Source organism: Oribacterium sp. FC2011, from assembly GCF_000701645.1.
In the GTDB taxonomy this organism is placed as follows: domain Bacteria; phylum Bacillota; class Clostridia; order Lachnospirales; family Lachnospiraceae; genus Oribacterium.
Map to the genome: position 1 here is coordinate 103,264 of NZ_JNJM01000005.1, position 18,598 is coordinate 121,861.

Consider the following 18,598-nt stretch of genomic DNA (forward strand, 5'->3'; position numbering starts at 1 on the left):
TATTTCACGACCCTTCCGCTTATTTATTGTTCTTCTCAAAATTGTCCATGAACTCTACAAGCTTTTCAACACCTTCCTTCGGCATAGCATTGTAGATAGAAGCTCTCATACCGCCTACTGTGCGGTGTCCCTTCAGGTTCTTGAAGCCTGCTGCTGAAGCCTCTGAGATAAACTTCTTATCAAGCTCTTCATTGCCTGTTACGAACGGAACATTCATAAGAGAACGATCCTTGGGAACAACGGTTCCATGGAACATATTTGAAGCATCAAGGTAATCGTAAAGAACCTTTGCCTTTTCAACGTTTCGCTCCTTCATAACTGAAAGACCGCCCATTTCCTTAAGCCATTTAAATACAAGTCCGCAAATGTAGATATTGTAGCAAGGAGGTGTGTTGTAAAGTGACTTGTTGTCTGCGTGGATCTTGTAACGGAGCATGGTAGGTGTTCCGGGAAGAACATCTTCTGTGATGAGGTCTTCACGGATAACTACGATGGTTACGCCGGCAGGTCCGATATTCTTCTGAACACCGCCCCAAAGCACACCGTACTTTGAAACATCCATAGGTTCGCTTAAAAACATTGAAGAAACATCTGAAACCAGCGGCTTGCCCTTTGTATCAGGAAGCTCCTTGAAGGTGGTTCCATAGATTGTGTTGTTCTGGCAAATGTATACGTAATCCGCATCATCAGATATTTTCAGATTTGTGAGATCGGGAATATATGAGAAAGTCTTGTCCGCAGAACTTGCGATGATATTGACTTTTCCGTACATTTCAGCTTCCTTGGCTGCTTTTTTAGCCCACTGACCTGTAAGGATATAGTCTGCAACCTTATTCTTCATAAGGTTCATAGGGACCATGGCGAACTGTGTGTTTCCGCCTCCCTGAAGGAAAAGTACTTTGTAATTATCAGGTACGTTGAGGAGCTCTCTGAAATCAGCCTCTGCTGTATCTATGATAGCCTGGTAGTCCTTTGATCTGTGGGACATCTCCATAACAGACATTCCTGTTCCATGGTAGTCAAGCATCTCTGCTGCTGCTGTTTTAAGAACCTCCTCCGGTAATACTGCCGGACCTGCACTGAAATTGTAAACTCTGCTCATAATATGTTTCCCCTTCATTTTATTTTACGGCATCCATAAAACACGTATTTATCAGGTATAACCTGCTTTTATACAAATGTTTTTCGCGATTGCTTTTGGATATGTGCATAATATAGCACCATTAGACTTTATCGTATATATAAAATAATTTTATGTATTAATATAGATACATTTACCTGTATGTGTCCGCAGGAAACATTGGACTCATACAGGTAAATTAATCTTTTAATATTCAGCCGATCAGCTCTGCGATCTTATCTCCCATTTCGTCTGTATGGAGAAGTTTGAGACCTTCAACACCTTCTTCAAGGATATCTCCGGTACGATAGCCCTGTGCCAATGCTTTCTCCACCGCATTCTCAATGGCATCTGCTTCCTCGGAAAGATTGAAGGAATATCTAAGGAGCATGGCTGCACTGAGTATGGTTGCAAGAGGATTGGCTATATTCTTTCCTGCAATATCAGGTGCGGATCCTCCTGACGGCTCATAAAGGCCGAAGCTGTCCTCACGGAGGGAGGCCGACGGAAGCATTCCCAGGGATCCTGCAATCTCTGCCATTTCATCGGAAAGAATGTCTCCGAACATGTTCTCTGTGGCTACCACGTCAAACTGTGCCGGGTTACGGACCAGCTGCATGGCGGTTGAGTCAACAAGTGCATCCTCCAGTGTCACTTCAGGATAGTCTTTTGATACTTCTTTGAATATCTTTCTCCAGAGTCTTGAGGAATCCAAAACATTTGCCTTATCAACAGAGGTGAGCTTTTTATTTCTCTTTCCTGCTATTTCAAAGGCTTTCTTTGCTATACGCCTGATCTCATAATCATGATACTCGAGAGTATCGATGGCCACTTCCTCTCCGTCTACGATTTCTGTTTTACGGGTGCCGAAGTAAAGACCGCCGGTAAGTTCTCGCACCATCATTACGTCGAAGCCTTTTTCTGCTATGGACTCTTTAAGCGGGCAGGCGTTTTTGAGTTCAGGATAAAGATGTGCCGGTCTCAGATTACAGAACAGTCCCAGGGACTTACGGAGCTTCAGCAGTCCTGCTTCCGGGCGCTTGTCTGCAGGAAGTTCATACCACTTGGAAACTCCCACTTTTCCTCCTATGGAACCCATAAGTACTGCGTCTGCACTCTTGCATTTTTCTATGGTTTCGTCTGTAAGGGGGACTCCGTAGGCATCTATGGAGCAGCCGCCCATGAGTACCTTTTCGAAGGTGAAGTTGTGGCCGTAAACATTAGCCACCTTTTCAAGTACCTTTTGTGCTTCCCTGACTATTTCAGGTCCTATTCCGTCTCCCGGAATTGTTACGATCTTGTAATTCATCAGTCTTTCCTCTCTATGAATTGATATAACTATTATGTATATTATACTACAATTCCATAATGAGAAAACAAATATATATACGCTATGACTGATATGATACAATGTGATGTGACAGGCCATGAGCCGTAGGGCCGCAAGAGTCAGGGGGCATCCATTTAAAAGCGGGTCGCTTCGGTGGAAAAATCTAAAACAGCCCCCCTAAGAACCACTAGGCCCTCGCCAATGTCTGAGTTTACTTTTATGAAAACTCAGACTTGGCGAGGGGGCTAAGGAAAAGGGAACCAAGTGGTTCTAAGGGGGGCTATTTTGATTTTTCTCACCTCAGCTCTACGCTTTTAAATGGATGCCCCCTGACTCTTGCTCATCATATGCAACAATACAAATAACAAGAGGTTTTATATATGGAACATCATGAATTTAAACTACACTCTGATTACGCGCCTACAGGAGATCAGCCGCAGGCGATAGATTTGCTGGTGGCGGGGTTCAAAGAGGGCAATCAGTTTGAGACGCTGCTGGGAGTTACGGGGTCGGGTAAGACATTTACTATGGCTAATGTTATACAAGCGGTGAAGAAGCCGACGCTTATCATTTCTCATAATAAGACTCTGGCGGCGCAGCTTTATTCCGAGATGAAGGAGTTTTTTCCGGAGAATGCGGTGGAATATTTTGTGTCCTACTATGACTATTACCAGCCGGAGGCTTATGTTCCTTCTACTGACACTTATATTGAGAAGGACTCGGATATCAATGATGAGATCGATAAGCTTAGGAACTCTGCCATGGCTTCTCTTTCGGAGCGTGACGATGTAATCGTGGTTTCTTCGGTTTCCTGTATCTATGGTCTGGGTGCGCCTACGGAATATCTGAATATGGCAATATCTCTTCGTCCCGGAATGCAGAAGGACAGGGATCAGTTTATAAGGCAGCTTATAGACATTCAATACAATCGTAATGACATGGATTTCAAGCGTGGCACTTTCCGTGTCATGGGTGATGTGGTGGATGTTTTTCCGGCAAGTGAAGGCGAGGAGGCTTATCGTGTTGAGTTTTTCGGGGATGAAATTGATCGTATCACACGTATAAATGCATTAACCGCCAAGGCCACAGCCACCATGGAGCATATCATGATTTTTCCGGCAAGTCCTTATGTTATCCCTCAGGAAAAGCTGAATCTGGCATGTGAGAATATCTTGAGCGAACTTGAGGAGCGGGTCAAGTACTTCAAGGATAATGACAAGCTTATTGAGGCACAGCGTATTTCCGAAAGAACCAATTATGATGTGGAAATGCTTAAGGAGACGGGCTTCTGTTCAGGTATCGAGAATTATACAAGGCATCTGAATTTTGCAAAGCCCGGTGAGCCACCCTACACTCTTATGGACTATTTTCCGGATGACTATCTCATCATCATCGATGAGTCACATGTTACTCTTCCGCAGGTAAGGGGTATGTACAATGGAAATCTGTCCAGAAAAACCACTCTTGTGGATTTCGGTTTCAGATTACCTTCTGCGCTTGATAACCGTCCTCTTAATTTTGAAGAGTTCGAGCAGAAGGTTGATCAGATGCTTTTTGTATCTGCAACTCCCGGTGATTATGAGGCTGATCATGAGTTATTGAGGGCGGAGCAGATCATCAGGCCTACGGGTCTTCTGGATCCTGAAATAGATGTTCGTCCAACCAAGGGTCAGATTGATGATCTCATCGCCCAGATTCACAAGGAGACAAAGGCAAACCATAAGATTCTGGTGACAACATTAACCAAGCGTATGGCGGAGGATCTCACCAAATATCTGAAGGATGCAGAGATCAGGGTTAAATATCTACACTCGGATATAGATACTTTGGAGCGTGCTTCCATCATAAGGGATATGCGTCTGGATAAGTTTGATGTTCTTGTGGGTATCAATCTGTTGAGGGAGGGTCTGGATATTCCTGAGGTTGCCTTGGTGGCGATTCTTGATGCTGATAAGGAGGGCTTCCTTCGTTCGGAGACTTCTCTTATTCAAACGGTAGGTCGTGCGGCAAGAAATTCAGAGGGTCATGTCATCATGTATGCGGATAACATTACCGACTCCATGAAACGTACCATTGATGAGACCAACAGGCGCCGAAAGGTTCAGATGGCTTACAATGAGGAGCACAATATCACGCCTACCACTATCAAGAAGGCGGTGGCGGAGCTTATCGCTATTTCAAGGGCGGCGGATTCTGATGATAAGACCGGAATTAAGAAGGATATTGAATCCATGAATCATCAGGAGATCGACAAGCTTATCAGGGAGCTTACGAAGAAGATGAGGGCTGCAGCTACCGAGCTTAACTTCGAGGATGCAGCGAGGTACCGCGACAGGATTGAGGAGATCAGGAAGAGACTCAGCAAGGACGAGTAATCATTATAAGAGCCAGAGGGAATGCCCCTCTGGCTCATTTTTAACCTAAGTAGTTTTTGTCTTTGACGGCTTCGGTGGTGCTGTCCCAGATGGGTTTGCATCTCTTGTAGTGGCGGCGGTAGTACTCGCTGTACATGACGTCTACAAGGAAGAGCTGGGATATTTCGGCGGAGGTGGAACCGGTCTGGAGGTTGCCTTCGTTGGCTCCGCAAAGTAAAAGGATGTCGGCGTACTGGGTGAGTTGGGATTTTGCGAATCTTGTGATCACAACGGTTTTTGCATTGGCTTTTTTAGCATACTTTGCAATTTCCACTGTATCCTTGGTTGAGCCTGAGTAGGAAAAGATCAGTGCAACATCCTTATCTGTAAGTGTGGATGCCATGATAAGCTGCATATTGACATCCATGTTACATACAACCTTCGGTTCGATACGCAGGAATTTATTCATGGCTTTCATGGCTGTAAGCATTGAAGTGCCTATTCCGAAGAATACGATTCTTTCTGCTGATGTCATGGCATTCATGACTTCTTTCATCTGAGCGGCATCGATCAGGTTGTAGGTCTCTTTTATTGCAGAAATATTTTCCATGAGAACCTTTTTGGAAAGGTTATCAAAATCATCTTCCAGATCTATGACATCATCATCAGTTGAGGGTATTGCGGTTTCGCCGGATCTCATGCTGAGGGAAAGCATCATTTTAAATTCCTGATATCCCTTCACATTCATGGTCTTGCAAAATCTGAACACAGAGGTATCACCTACATCACAAGCCTCCGCAAGGTCTGATATAGACATAAACAATACTTCTCTCGGATGTGCCAGGATATAATCTGCTACCTTTTTTTCAGCCTTAGTAAACTGATTATATGCGGAACGAATTTTTGAGATATAATCCTCCTGCATTTCTTTCTCCTCTCAAAAGCCTAAATATTCTATGAAACGATACCAAATCCATCTCCCACTCATTTCTTAACGTTGATGTTTAAGTCATGAGACAGATTTATCACACTGATAACATCATAACACTTTCGGAAATTAGTTTCAATCTAAAGAGTATTAAAAAATATCACTTTTATTTATCGCTGTATATGGTTTTTCTTCTTTTGTGCAGTCTTGTTTTTTGGATTCAAATGTTTTATACTCTAGAAGTTCGTAAAACATATTTGTTTCTATAGCTTAACAGGATAGAGCGCAGGCCTCCGACGCCTGTAGTGACGGTTCGAGTCCGTCTAGGAACAGAAAAAGAGAGTCACTCCCTAAAGGTTTTGGGTGTGACTCTCTTTCTCAATAATTAAAGAATTACGGCTTCTTTGTTCCGCAGTTTGTGCAGAAGTTTCCTGTGTTTTCAATTCCGCACTGTGGGCAGAACCAGTTCTTGGGCTGTGGTTTCGGCTTTCCGCAATTTGTACAGAAGTTTCCGTTATTCTCACTTCCGCACTCGCATGTCCAGCTGCCTGCCTGCATCTTTGGAGCTTCAGCCGGTCCGCCGGCTACAACTCCTGCTACAGGTGCTCCTGGCTGCTGCATCTGTGGCTGAGCCTGCTGAGCCATCTGCTGCTGTTGAGCAGCCATGTTATAAAGATTTCCGGTATTCATTCCACCGGCCATATTAGCCATATTAAGACCTGCAAAGGCCATCATAGGTCCTGCACTCTGATTGTTTGCAGCATCCTTCATAGCCTGAGCCTGAGCTGCTGCAAGTGTAGCACCTGCCATACCCGGATCACGAAGGGAAGCATTGAGCTGGAGTGTCTGGATCTTCTCTGCATCTGCCTCGGAGATAGTAGCAGAGCTTAATCCGAAGGCAGCGATCTCTACGCCATAATTCTTGCCCCAGGTCTCTGTAAGATGCTGGTTAAGGGCTGCAGCTATATCATCTGCATGTGCCGGCAACTCGGAATAACGGATTCCCTTTGCTGAAATATCTGCAAATGCAGGCTGCAGTGCTGTAAGAAGCTCTGACTTAAGCTGACTGTCTATACGGTCACGTGTGAACTCGTCTGTAACATTACCGCAAACTTTCTTGTAGAAAAGGATAGGATCGATGAGTCTGTAGCTGTACTCACCATGGCAGCGTACTCCGAATTCAACATCCAGATTGATATTCTTGTCAATAAGACGGAACGGGATAGGATTCTGGGTTCCGTACTTGTTTCCCATTATATCCTTTGTGTTGAAGTAATAAACTCTCTGGTCTGTTGCGGTATCTCCACCAAAGCCTACACGCTTCTTCCACTGGTTAAAGGAATCTACGATACCTTTTCCAAGTCCGCCGTAGAAGATAGAAGGCTCAGTTGATGAATCGTACACATACTGTCCGGGTTCTGCACTGACTTCAACGATGGCACCATTGTCAACGATGATCATGCACTGTCCTTCATTAACAGCTACAACCGATCCGTTTGATATCAGGTTGTCTGAACCTTTTGTGTTCTGATTGTTCTTTGCTTTACGGGGTAAGCCCTTTGTCATAAGCACATTTTCGCTTAAGGAATCGCAGTAGAAGTATTCACGCCACTGATCGGCGAGAACTGTATTCAGAGCACCCGCAGCAACACTCAAAAGTCCCATATTTACATTCCTCCTCTAAAACTATTAAAAATCTGTTTTATTTTCCTCAATTATAAAACAAATTTTTTCTCGAAACAATAATAATTGATTCAGTAAATCTATGTAGTGAAGGAACGAGCGGCCGGGCATTCAAATGGATGCCCAACCGCTCGTTCTACCGTATGAACGTTTAAACTGAAATTAATATTTATTTGTTTCTCGCTTTCTTCTCCGGAAGCAAATTGGTGAGGCTGTGCATTCCGATGCCTATGGTGCTCAGGTTATGGAACAGGGCACTGGTTCTTGGCTGGATAATGCTCATGAGACCGAGTGCAATGAGGCCCAGGTTCCAGTCGATTATGAAGTGGTAATTGTGATTTACTCTCTTCATGAGACCGTTGGCGATTTCTTTTAGTGTCAGGAGTCCTTCAAGGTCAGAGCCTGAAATGGTGATATCCGCAATGTCTCTTGCGATCTGGGCACCTTCCGAAATTGCAATGCCTACATCGGCGGCGCTCAGTGCAGGGGAATCGTTGATTCCGTCTCCCACCATGATAACCTTGTGGCCCATAGATTTCTGCTTTTCAACAAAGGATGCTTTATCCTCCGGCAATACTTCCGCATAAAATTCATCAACACCAACGATGGAAGCAACATTCTCAGCTGTGTGCTTTGAATCTCCTGTCATCATGACTATGTGTTTGAAGCCGGCTTCATGAAGCTTTCTGATAACTTCCGGAGCTTCCGGACGGAGAGGGTCTTCAATGCATATTACAGCAGCAAGCTTTCCACCAATGGCAAGGTAAAGATGTGAGTACTGTGTAGATATCGAATTGAACTTTTTCTTTTCCTTTGCAGGTATCTTCACCTTCTCATCTTCAAAAACGAAGTGTGAGCTTCCGATCACTACCTTCTTGCCGTCAATAAGTGAAGCTATTCCATGAGCCACAACATACTGAACTTCTTTATGCATTTCCTCATGGTCAAGGCCCTCTTCTTCAGCCTTCTTCACCACTGCATTGGCTATGCTGTGGGGGTAATGCTCTTCAAGGCAGGCTGCAATTCTCAATACTTCTTTTTCATCCATACCGTTAAAAGGTATGATATCCGCAACTGTAGGTGTTGCCTTGGTGAGGGTTCCGGTCTTATCGAAAATAAGTGTATCAGCCTCAGCCACCGCTTCAAGATAACGACCGCCTTTAACAGTCAGATTGTGATCCTGGGCTTCCCTCATGGCTGAAAGAACCGATACGGGCATGCTGAGCTTAAGAGCACAGGAGAAATCCACCATAAGAATGGATATAGCCTTTGTAATATTTCCTGTGAGAAGATATGTCAAGCCTGTTCCCGCAAAGCTCCAGGGCACAAGTCTGTCCGCAAGATTTGAAGCCTTTGCTTCAAGTCCGGCTTTCAGTTTCTCGGAGTCCTCGATCATCTTAATGATCTTTTCATATCTTGTTGCACCCTGGGCATTTTCAACTCTGATAATGAGGTCGCCTTCCTCTATGGCAGTTCCGGCGTAAACATAAGCGCCTGCATCCTTGTGAGCAGGAACGCCCTCTCCTGTGAGAGATGCCTGATTGACCATAGCCTCGCCATCAACAACGACTCCGTCCAAAGGTATCTGCCTGCCCATGTGCACGCATATCAATGTTCCCGCTTTGACACTTTTGACAGGAACGAGAACTTCGTCTTCACCACTCTTAACCCAGACCTTCTCATCTGTAAGAGCCATGGACCGGGCAAGATCTTCCACGGATTTTTTGTGAGTCCATTCTTCAAGGATGTCACCGATACCGAGAAGAAACATGACGCTGGATGCGGTCTTGAAATCGTTCCGAAGCATTGATACTCCGATGGCCGTTGCATCCAGCACAGGGACTTCAAGTCTTTTTTCCAAAAGACATTTGAGGCCTTCTTTTAGATATTTAACTGATAAAATAAGTGCTTTAAGGTTTCTGAGCGGCCGGGGAAGAACCACATTTAAAAGATAGTGCAGAACCACCTTTGTCACGATACGATCCTGATACTCATTTGCAAGAGCTCTTCCTGTATGTTCAGGCACAAGGGCCGCAATTTCATCAGATTCAAATCTAAACTTCAGTATCTCTTTTAAAAGAGTCTGCTTATCTCCTGTATATATGACTGCCGCACTTCCCGTACGCTGGTAAACCTTAGCTTTATCTACCTGGTCAAGTGAAAGCAGATAATATAAGAGCATATCCGCCTGCTTTTCAGTAAATCTTTTTTTACCTAAAGTAAAACGTATACGCCCTCTGCTCTCATCACGGATGATGATCTTCATTTTAATATTTCCTCCATGAGTCAGATACGAATGGGTTAAGCCCGATTCGTACCTGATCAGCAATTATTTCCAAAAGCTAATATTTAAACTCATGCCTCATCATCTGACTCGATATCTTCCTGAAGATCCTCGTCTGTAATAACCTCTGCGGCTCTCTTTTCGTTTTCTTCCTTGGCAGCGGCAAGAACGTCCTCAGCATTTTCCTGAATGCAGGCTGCTGTGTCAAGAACACACTCTTTAGCACGAAGTGCTGCAGCTGTTGCCTGAACATAAACCTTCTTTGCATCCTTTGATGCAAGAATCTTGAGACCTGCTGTTCCAAAAGCAAATCCACTGGCGAAAATGCCAACCTTCTTCCAGTTGATCTTACAAAAACAATCTGTTAACCACATAATATGTTCTCCTTTCGGTTTTATATATAGGTACGGTCGTTAAGCTAACTCTTCGCGACCAAGCCTTTTTAACTTTATATATAAATTATAATTTTCGGTTCCTACGTTAGTCACGTCTATATTTTATCAATATTTCTACAAATTTTCACAAAAAAATCCTTTGGTTAGTTTTGAAACTTGTACACATCATATCTAACTGCAAAAAAATCAGGCAGACCGAAGCGAATCCGACCTGCCTTGAAACATAATAAATATCTTAGTTATATGTGAAAATTCGGAATAACCTCCGACCAGTCTGTTATACCGATGATCTGCTTTGCGAACTCGGAAACCTCCAGAGACTTCGCAGGGTCATCAATGTATTTAAATACTTCTCTTGCAGGCTTTGCAACAAGAGAACCGTCTGCACCTGTAGTGGACAGTCCGAAATAAAGTCCGTCCTTGGTTTCTCCGGGATTATCCAGCTGACGTGAAAGCATATACGCATCAATATCAGGATTATTTTCTACGATATAGTGCCCGTAGGCCACAGCAGCAGCCTGTTCTGTCTGGGCATCCTGTGACAGATTTTTTATAGAGCTAAAGCCCTGCTCCGTCATGAAAATGTTCCGGACGTTTCCATTGTTATCAAGCATATAACTGTTATGCATATAGTTTGTAAGTACGCTCAGGTTAAGATAACTTACAACCGGTGTTGTGATTTCCTGATTAACCTTTCCGGACTTTTCATCATTCCAGAAGTTCGGGTCTGTCAAAGGATATGGATATGGATGGATGGCAAGAGCCCAGTTGGAACTTCCTTCCTGTTTATCAAGTGCCGCAAAGCTGTCAAGCACATCCTTTCCGGGATATTTGCTTACATACCCTGATTCTGCGGGAATTGTCCAGTAATAATCCAGTGAGAACATGACATTGTCATTGGCAGAAACCGATTTGATAGCATTGTAAAATACCCTGAAGGTTCTCTGGAAAATTCTTGTATAGTCAACAACGCCATAGTTTCCGACATAATTCCAGTACTGATTGTTGATCTCATTTCCTATGACCCAGTTGGTGATCTTTCCGTGACTGTTATGCCCGTTATACCGGTTTGCCAGGAAGGATGCCAATGCTTTCACCATCTGAAAACCTTCCTCAGTCTCAACATTGAAACCATAGTAAAGAGCTGCAGATGAACTCTGAACAGCTGTGCCGGGTCTGTAGAGATCAGGATATGCAGCATTCCAGCCGTTTACTATTCCGGCCGTAACCGCTATTCCGCTTGAACTGAGACGGTTTATCTCCTGATCGAGCTGATTGATAAGTCCTGAATCAAATGAATAGGTTTTTCCCTCAAAGGAATAATTTATACCTGTGCCGAAAAGCTGGCTTGTGGTAACAGCTATGAAGGCGTGCTTTATATTCTGGTCAATGGCATCATCCAGTATGTTGGGATCTACCATAAGTCCCTTTTTCCCAAGGTTGAGAGCCGGTGTCTGATCCGGTGCTATGGCCTCAGGATTTGAGATGTAGCATCTGTTGGAAACCGGGTAATATCCACTTTCGGTGGGGACAGCAATAACAAAGGCATCATATAATCTGTTGCTTCCATCCTCCCTGAAAAGATCTACAGTTACTGTGAATATGCCATTTCCTATGGGCTTTACCAGCAGTGGGTCCGTCCTCGAGAAAAGATCTGTTTCATAAGGCTTAATATCAAAAAGATATAATTCCTGAACCTGCCCGATAAGCGCCGAAGCATCGACTGTTATATTTATCTTTGTAGGATCATAAATGTTCAAATTTACATTTGTGATGGTTGCCTGTCCCGAGACTACTGCAGATGCCCTCAAAGAATCCGCTGTGGTATAGTCAATGCGATACCTGTAATCGTTTCCTCCACTGATGGCAGTGTTGGCAGCAGTGCCCGAGGAATCTTCCTGAACTGTGCCTGCGGTTGGTCCCTGTATAAGTGAGGGATCCACTCCTTTACCCACAACCTCAGCGAAAGCTGTAAGCTGTGTCAGTGCTGCAAAGCTAACTGCAACAGTCAAAGTTATCAATTTCTTTTTATGTGATTTAAATGACATTTCTTTTCCTCCCAGGTAAATGAAGTATAACATTTCATAAAATCACAACCTATAGCATTTTTCTTACTCTTATGAAAGAGTTGATTAAATAAAAATAAAAAAGATACATACGGTCGAACCATATGTATCTTCAAATTATCATTATTAAATTTTAACAGGTATCATCTCTCAACAACCGGTCCTGATATGTACGAAGTCTCTGTTACTTCTTCCTTATCTTCAGGAGATCCGATAGTCTCTGACATTTTTTCAAAAGTCTTCGAATCTACAAGTCCGAAATAAAAATCATCATAATTATCGCCCGGTCCGTAATAAACCCTTATATCATAGCAACGGTCTGTGAATCTGTATGCCGAACCATCGCTTACGTCCTCATCGAATACATCTTCAGGAAGCATGGTAAGCTGTTCACCCATGCGAACTTTCTTCTTCAGTACTCTGTTTGATACACCTGCATCCTGTCCTGATAAAAATTCGTTGATATAGAAGATCGTCTCTGCTTCATTGTATGATCCGGAAACAAAGTGGAACTCTGCATTGTCGCAAACTATATAAGCCTGTTTGGTCTGACGTGAAACAGGATCATTAACCTTATACAGTATATAGTCGCTGTCTACCACTATCTGTATTGGGTCCACAGCGCCTTCCTTTGATGAGGAGGCTAATGCCGTAAAACTTAATGCAGCTGCTATACAAGATGCTGCTATAGTTCCACGGAGTATATTTTTAAATAACATGGATTGATAAAGCTCCTTCTTAAGATTACAGGCCACTGCTTAAAAACAGCATAAACCTGTTAATTTTTAATCAACCTACAAATCCATTATAAAGTAAAAGATGGAGCCCGACAATACCAGAGCCCCATCTGTAAACTAAATTTAAGACTAACGAAGTAATTCTTTCTAAATAAACCAGCCGTTAAAAAATCCGAAAAGCCCTTAAATAAGATGACTTTTATCTATATAGTCACTGCCCCGATTTTCAATCCCGGAAGTTGAATGGCTTTTAGCGGTTAAGAATCCGTAAGGATTCTATCTTTAAACCTTTAAGAGAAAATCTTTACGAATTTCTTCTTTCCGCGCTGTACCACAACTCCGTCCTTAAAGAATTCTGCTGTGTAGCTTGCCTTTATATCGGAAACCTTCTCTCCTGCAACCTGAACACCGCCCTGCTGTACGTTCTGACGTGCCTCGGATCTTGATTTTGTAAGACCTGAAACTGTAAGGACTCCGCAGATGTCGATGGCGCCGTCTCTGTAATCCTCAGACTTAAGTGTGTACTTAGGCATGTTCTCACTGTCACTTCCGCTTACAAACAGTGCCTTTGCAGCTGAATCGGCCTTGTCAGCCTCTTCCTTTCCGTGAACAAGCTCTGTAAGTGAGTAAGCAAGCTTCTCCTTAGCCTTGTTAAGCTCTGCGCCTTCCCACTTCTCCATCTCCTGAATCTCCTCAAGAGGAACAAATGTAAGGAGCTTAAGGCACTTGATAACGTCCGCGTCATCTACATTTCTCCAGTACTGATAGAAATCATAAGGAGTTGTCTTGTTCGGATCAAGCCATACGGCACCGCTGGCTGTCTTGCCCATCTTCTTTCCTTCTTTATTAGTGAGAAGTGTGATGGTAAGGGCATGAGCATCCTTTGCTTCCTTCTTACGGATAAGCTCTGTTCCGGCAAGCATGTTGGACCACTGGTCATCGCCGCCGAACTCCATGTTACATCCATAATCCTTGAAAAGTCTGTAGAAATCATATCCCTGCATAAGCATGTAAGAGAACTCAAGGAAGGTAAGTCCCTGCTCCATACGGTTAACATAGCATCTTGCACGAAGCATATCATTTACTGAGAAGCATGGTCCGATCTCACGCATGAAATCAAGGAAGTTAAGGTTTCTGAGCCAGTCAGCATTGTTTACCAGCATAGCCTTGCCTTCTCCAAACTCAATGAAGCGGCTCATCTGCTTCTTGAAGCACTCGCAGTTATGATCAATCTGCTCAATTGTCATCATTGAACGCATGTCTGAACGTCCTGAAGGATCACCGATCATGGCAGTTCCGCCGCCTACCAGTGCGATAGGCTTGTTGCCGGCTTCCTGGAGACGCTTCATAAGTGTCAGTGCCATAAAGTGTCCGACATGCAGAGAATCAGCAGTCGGGTCAAATCCTATATAAAATGTAGCCTTACCGTTATTTACGAGATTCTTGATCTCTTCTTCGTTTGTCACCTGAGCGATCAGGCCTCTGGCTACTAATTCTTCGTATACTCCCATGGAATCTTTCTCCTTTGCAATTAATGTGTTTTCACACTCATATCACCTTATTATACAAATCAATTAAATAAATGCAAATAAAATTGGAATATAAAAAAGCCGGAGCCTTCCGGCTCCGGCCAAATCTACTTAGTCCTCAAATTTTGTCATCTGAACATAATCGTATACGTTTGAAATGAGGCGCTTGGTATCGTCCCAGCCGATGCAGGCGTCGGTGATGGACTTTCCGTAAATGTGGTCTTCCACCTTGCAGCTGCCTTCTTCAATGTAGGACTCTACCATGAGACCCTTTACAAAGCCTGCAAGCTCAGGTGAATACTTACGGGAATGCATTACTTCCTGAGCGATACGAAGCTGCTCTTTGTACTTCTTTGCTGAATTGCAATGATTGGTATCCACAACAACTGCAGGATATAAAAGTTCTTTTTTCGTATACAGATTATAGAGGAGCTTAAGGTCTTCATAATGATAGTTCGGCATCATCTGACCGTGCTTTGACTGGGCACCTCTTAAAATGGCATGTGTATACGGGTTTCCGTCTGACTGAACTTCCCACTCACGGAAGATGAAATCGTGAGCATGCTGTCCTGCATAAATGGAGTTAAGCATTACCCCGAAATCTCCGGAAGTAGGATTCTTCATTCCTGTAGGAACATCTATACCTGATGCCACAAGTCTGTGCTGCTGGTTTTCAACAGAACGTGCTCCTACAGCCACATAGCTCATAATATCACTTAAGTAACGGAGGTTATCGGGATAAAGCATCTCGTCAGCTGTTGACATACCTGTCTGCTGAAGGACTTCCATATGGAGCTTTCTGATGGCTGCGATACCGCCTAAAACATTGGCATCCTTTTCGGGATCCGGCTGGTGGAGCATGCCTTTATAGCCCTGCCCTGTTGTACGTGGCTTATTTGTATAAATTCTGGGGACGATCATGATGCTGTCTTTAACCTGCTCCGCAACTTCCTTAAGGCGGTTGCAGTAATCAAGTACAGGATCCGGATGGTCCGCAGAACATGGTCCTATGATAAGGAGAAACTTACGTGAGTCTCCTCTGAATATTGCTTTAATCTCTTCGTCTCTTTCCGCTTTAATTTTTGCAAGTTCTGCCGAAAGCGGAAGCTGCTCCCTGATCTCTGAGCTTGAGGGGAGCTTTGCTCTGAATTCAAATCCCATAGTGTACTCCTTTCAATGCGAGGGTCTTCATATCTACCCTTCCCGTGGACTTATATCTAAATTCATGCCGATGCTTACCGGTCATGACGATTTCCGGGATATTCTTCCGCACCTGTCGGATACCGGAAATGCAGATAAAAGCCGCATTAGCTGAAGTATAGTGCTTGTGAGGCATAAAATCAAGTAATAATAAGGTATGAAAACCATAACTTTTATTGAAATGGTACAGAAAAAGCAATGGATATGCGCTGGGTTGTTGACAACAATACGAAAATGGAAGGAATGAGCGACGGCCCACGAGATTGAAAGTACATCCTACCTGTCATGTGCGTACAATTCGTACTTACGTACGCCTAGTACGCACATGACAGGTAGGATGTTCTTTCAACTCGCAAGCCTTGTCACCCATCCCTTCCATTTTCTCACGCTGAGAAAGTTTCAGCGCATATCCATTGCTTTTTCTTCACATATTGCAAATCCATCAATAACTTTTTGAATAAAGATGAACTGGATTTTATGTTAAATTATACACCCAAATATACATGGAAGCCGCCGTCTACGGGGAGGACCATGCCGGTGACGAAGTCTGAACCCTTAGGGCTTACCAGGTAAAGGAGGGCTCCTACCAGGTCTGAAGGATCACCGTACTTCAGCATAGGTGTTGCGTCGATGATGTGCTGTGCACGCGGCTTAGGTGTTCCGTCATCGTTGAAGTGAAGGGCATGGTTCTGGGTTGTCTGGAAGAATCCCGGAGCAACTGCGTTAACTCTGATGCCGCTCTTGGCAAAGTAGATTGCGCACCACTCTGTGAAGCTTGCAACGCCTGCCTTACCTGCTGAATATCCCGGAATTCTGGTGAGCGGATGATATGCTCCCATAGAGGAAATGTTTACGATGTTGGCATTGTCCTGACCAACCATTACTTCACCGAAAACCTGTGTGGGAAGCATGGTTCCGTAAATGTTAAGGTCAAGCTCTTTGTGAACATTTTCGAGATCCATGGTGAAGAGTGTGTCTGTTCCCTCTTCTTTCTCATGATAATGATCCTGAGGAACCTGTGCTGCCTTAATGGCTCCGCCTGCACAGTTTACAAGGATGTTGATATGTCCCCACTTATCAAGCACTTCCTGTCTTGCAGCAAGAAGGCTGTCTTTGTCAAGAACGTTTGCTGCCACAGCCATAGCCTCACCACCGTCTGCCTCAATATCAGCAAGTACCTGAGCTCCGTTCTCCTTTTTACGTCCAAGTACCGCAACCTTTGCACCACATGCAGCAAGTGCGCGGGCATACATTCCACCGATAACCCCGGTACCTCCTGTAACTACAGCAACTTCTCCCGAAAGATCAATCTTAAATGGTAATTCCATGATATTTACTCCTTTATTTGAAATATTGTCATACAATAAATACATTTTATCAAATATTTAGAATTATTGTAGTACTAAAATTTATAAAATATTTAGCCAATTATTATACAAAGTTACAAGTAACGTAGAGATATGTATGCAGGAGACGGAGGGCATCCATTTGAATGCGTTGAGCCGAGTCGAGAAAAATCAAAATCGGACCCCTTAGAACCACTTGGCTCTATTTTCCTTAGCCACCTCGCCAAGTCAGATTTTTCATAAAGAAAATATCTGACATTGCTGCCCAAGATTTGTTTTTTAATCTTGGGAGCCGCGCGGCTTTGAGCGGTTCAAAAGAATCCGTCAGGATTCTTTCTTTACCGAGGGCCTAGTGGTTCTTAGGGGTCCGATTTTAGATTTTTCCGACGAGGCGACTCGCATTCAAATGGATGCCCTCCGGCTCCGGCCGGTTTATTCCAACGCACCCTTACTGTACTCCGCCCAGCTGAACTGATTCATATATTCACCGGTGTACTTCGAGCTTGCGGAATTTCTGTCCTTTTTCCACTCATAGAGATCGCACTCCATCTTATCGGGAACAACAGCTATGGTTCCCCTCTGTCGAACGATGACATCAGAAAATCCCGCTTCATTTAAGGTTGACATCATATCTGCACGAAGGTTCTGAAGATATGAAGCCTTTCGCTCGGGATTGGCATCATCCTCCCAGAGAACACCCAGAATCTCACCGTTACTGGTTCGGGCTCCGCACCTGTCGATAAGATAGGCAAAAAGCTCCTTTGTCTTATTGTACTGAAAATGGAGAACCTCATTATTTTTAAACACCTCAAAGTTTCCGAAAGTCTGAACCCTCAGAACATCCTTCTTCTTTCCGGCATCCTCAACAGGATATCTCAGATCTCCTATCTCTTTTTTTATCTTTTCAAGTGTAACCGGCTTCATGATATATCCGCTGGCATGGAGATCCATGGCCTCACCCACATACTCACTGTAACCGGTTGTGAAGATTACATTAATCTTTGGAAAACGTTCTTTTAAATGGTCAGCAAACTGAAGACCGTTTATATCTCTCATTTCAATATCAAGAAAAGCTATATCTATGTGCTTCCCTTCCAGTTCCTCAATGGCCTTCAAAGCATTCCTGTAAGAATAAACCTCCGCGTCAGGTAATGCCTTTTTAATCAGGTCCGTCAGTCCTTCCAATGCTATCTTCTCGTCATCAATAGCAAGCACCTGCATATCTGTACCCCTCAATTTAGGATTTTTTATCCACACCCCTTAAATACGACTCTCAGTCTTCGATGGTAAGAAATCCTGAGAATCCTGTAACATCAAATATCTCGCGAACTGCATCAGAAACTCCTCTTAATACCATGGAACCTGACAATTTATTGAGCTGTTTCTGGGCTGAAAGGAGTGCTCTCAAACCTGCAGAACTGATATACTTTGTATTTGTCATATCTATATTGATCTCAGTGTTACCGGCTTCGATAAAATCTCTCAGATCCTTATCAAGCTGCGGTGCGGTTTTTCCGTCTACTCTTTCCATCATCACATAATCAACTGCCATAGTCATTCCGCTCCTTTTTATTGTTTAATGATTGTTTTAAAAATAATTCTTTTAAATATGATACTAAATTTTAT

Annotated in this window: 14 protein-coding genes and 1 tRNA gene; 2 read left to right on the top strand and 13 right to left on the bottom strand. The window is 43.7% G+C overall.

The genetic code is table 11. The features are described 5' to 3' along the window. Positions 1-19 precede the first annotated feature (19 nt). Together serC and leuB are read right to left on the bottom strand one after the other, a co-directional pair. A complete protein-coding gene (gene serC / locus T357_RS0105565) occupies positions 20-1,102 on the bottom strand; it encodes a 3-phosphoserine/phosphohydroxythreonine transaminase (protein WP_031549600.1) in 1,083 nt (360 codons plus the stop codon). Between the two features lie 232 nt (positions 1,103-1,334). Further along, complete coding sequence (gene leuB / locus T357_RS0105570; RefSeq protein WP_031549602.1) at positions 1,335-2,429, bottom strand: 3-isopropylmalate dehydrogenase; 1,095 nt, start codon at positions 2,427-2,429, stop codon at positions 1,335-1,337. Between the two features lie 401 nt (positions 2,430-2,830). Between leuB and uvrB the strand changes: the two genes are divergently transcribed. Then, a complete protein-coding gene (gene uvrB, locus T357_RS0105575; RefSeq protein ID WP_031549604.1) occupies positions 2,831-4,825 on the top strand; it encodes an excinuclease ABC subunit UvrB in 1,995 nt (664 codons plus the stop codon). A gap of 40 nt (positions 4,826-4,865) precedes the next feature. On the opposite strand, the gene T357_RS0105580 is transcribed toward uvrB, so the two are convergent. Beyond that, the gene (locus T357_RS0105580) at positions 4,866-5,729 is read right to left on the bottom strand and encodes a MurR/RpiR family transcriptional regulator (protein ID WP_031549606.1); all 864 of its coding nucleotides are present in this window, start codon (positions 5,727-5,729) and stop codon (positions 4,866-4,868) included. Between the two features lie 262 nt (positions 5,730-5,991). On the opposite strand from T357_RS0105580, the gene T357_RS0105585 reads away from it, so the two are divergent. Then, a tRNA-Arg gene (locus tag T357_RS0105585) sits at positions 5,992-6,064 on the top strand. A 61-nt stretch (positions 6,065-6,125) separates the two neighbouring features. On the opposite strand, the gene T357_RS0105590 is transcribed toward T357_RS0105585, so the two are convergent. From T357_RS0105590 to T357_RS0105635, 10 genes are all read right to left on the bottom strand, one after another. Then, positions 6,126-7,397 (bottom strand): SPFH domain-containing protein, encoded by a 1,272-nt coding sequence (locus tag T357_RS0105590; protein ID WP_031549608.1) that lies wholly within the window; start codon positions 7,395-7,397, stop codon positions 6,126-6,128. Positions 7,398-7,584: 187 nt separating this feature from the next. After that, positions 7,585-9,681, bottom strand: a complete 2,097-nt coding sequence (locus tag T357_RS0105595; protein ID WP_031549610.1) for a heavy metal translocating P-type ATPase — start codon at positions 9,679-9,681, stop codon at positions 7,585-7,587. Positions 9,682-9,770: 89 nt separating this feature from the next. Next, positions 9,771-10,073 carry a DUF6110 family protein gene (locus T357_RS0105600; protein WP_031549611.1) on the bottom strand — a complete coding sequence of 101 codons (303 nt, stop codon included), beginning with the start codon at positions 10,071-10,073 and terminating at the stop codon, positions 9,771-9,773. Positions 10,074-10,333: 260 nt separating this feature from the next. Beyond that, positions 10,334-12,142, bottom strand: a complete 1,809-nt coding sequence (locus tag T357_RS0105605) for a DUF5722 domain-containing protein (RefSeq protein WP_155991260.1) — start codon at positions 12,140-12,142, stop codon at positions 10,334-10,336. Between the two features lie 161 nt (positions 12,143-12,303). Beyond that, complete coding sequence (locus T357_RS0105610) at positions 12,304-12,879, bottom strand: hypothetical protein (RefSeq protein WP_031549616.1); 576 nt, start codon at positions 12,877-12,879, stop codon at positions 12,304-12,306. A 308-nt stretch (positions 12,880-13,187) separates the two neighbouring features. Beyond that, positions 13,188-14,408 (bottom strand): tyrosine--tRNA ligase, encoded by a 1,221-nt coding sequence (tyrS, locus tag T357_RS0105615; protein WP_031549618.1) that lies wholly within the window; start codon positions 14,406-14,408, stop codon positions 13,188-13,190. A gap of 129 nt (positions 14,409-14,537) precedes the next feature. Continuing rightward, a complete protein-coding gene (locus tag T357_RS0105620) occupies positions 14,538-15,587 on the bottom strand; it encodes a 3-deoxy-7-phosphoheptulonate synthase (protein ID WP_031549621.1) in 1,050 nt (349 codons plus the stop codon). 524 nt (positions 15,588-16,111) lie between these two features. Continuing rightward, the gene (locus T357_RS0105625) at positions 16,112-16,954 is read right to left on the bottom strand and encodes an SDR family NAD(P)-dependent oxidoreductase (protein WP_031549623.1); all 843 of its coding nucleotides are present in this window, start codon (positions 16,952-16,954) and stop codon (positions 16,112-16,114) included. 450 nt (positions 16,955-17,404) lie between these two features. Continuing rightward, the gene (locus tag T357_RS0105630) at positions 17,405-18,193 is read right to left on the bottom strand and encodes a response regulator (protein WP_031549624.1); all 789 of its coding nucleotides are present in this window, start codon (positions 18,191-18,193) and stop codon (positions 17,405-17,407) included. A gap of 52 nt (positions 18,194-18,245) precedes the next feature. Next, on the bottom strand, positions 18,246-18,524 hold the full coding sequence (locus tag T357_RS0105635; protein ID WP_049962296.1) for an STAS domain-containing protein: 279 nt from the start codon (positions 18,522-18,524) through the stop codon (positions 18,246-18,248). Positions 18,525-18,598: the final 74 nt, after the last annotated feature.

Coding starts and splice junctions, on each gene's coding strand:
- T357_RS0105625 (WP_031549623.1), bottom strand. CDS start 16,954: ATGGAATTACCATTTAAGATTGATCTTTCGGGAGAAGTTGCTGTAGTT.
- T357_RS0105630 (WP_031549624.1), bottom strand. CDS start 18,193: ATGCAGGTGCTTGCTATTGATGACGAGAAGATAGCATTGGAAGGACTG.
- T357_RS0105605 (WP_155991260.1), bottom strand. CDS start 12,142: ATGTCATTTAAATCACATAAAAAGAAATTGATAACTTTGACTGTTGCA.
- T357_RS0105595 (WP_031549610.1), bottom strand. CDS start 9,681: ATGAAGATCATCATCCGTGATGAGAGCAGAGGGCGTATACGTTTTACT.
- uvrB (WP_031549604.1), top strand. CDS start 2,831: ATGGAACATCATGAATTTAAACTACACTCTGATTACGCGCCTACAGGA.
- T357_RS0105580 (WP_031549606.1), bottom strand. CDS start 5,729: ATGCAGGAGGATTATATCTCAAAAATTCGTTCCGCATATAATCAGTTT.
- T357_RS0105600 (WP_031549611.1), bottom strand. CDS start 10,073: ATGTGGTTAACAGATTGTTTTTGTAAGATCAACTGGAAGAAGGTTGGC.
- T357_RS0105610 (WP_031549616.1), bottom strand. CDS start 12,879: ATGTTATTTAAAAATATACTCCGTGGAACTATAGCAGCATCTTGTATA.
- T357_RS0105590 (WP_031549608.1), bottom strand. CDS start 7,397: ATGGGACTTTTGAGTGTTGCTGCGGGTGCTCTGAATACAGTTCTCGCC.
- T357_RS0105635 (WP_049962296.1), bottom strand. CDS start 18,524: ATGGCAGTTGATTATGTGATGATGGAAAGAGTAGACGGAAAAACCGCA.
- tyrS (WP_031549618.1), bottom strand. CDS start 14,408: ATGGGAGTATACGAAGAATTAGTAGCCAGAGGCCTGATCGCTCAGGTG.
- leuB (WP_031549602.1), bottom strand. CDS start 2,429: ATGAATTACAAGATCGTAACAATTCCGGGAGACGGAATAGGACCTGAA.
- serC (WP_031549600.1), bottom strand. CDS start 1,102: ATGAGCAGAGTTTACAATTTCAGTGCAGGTCCGGCAGTATTACCGGAG.
- T357_RS0105620 (WP_031549621.1), bottom strand. CDS start 15,587: ATGGGATTTGAATTCAGAGCAAAGCTCCCCTCAAGCTCAGAGATCAGG.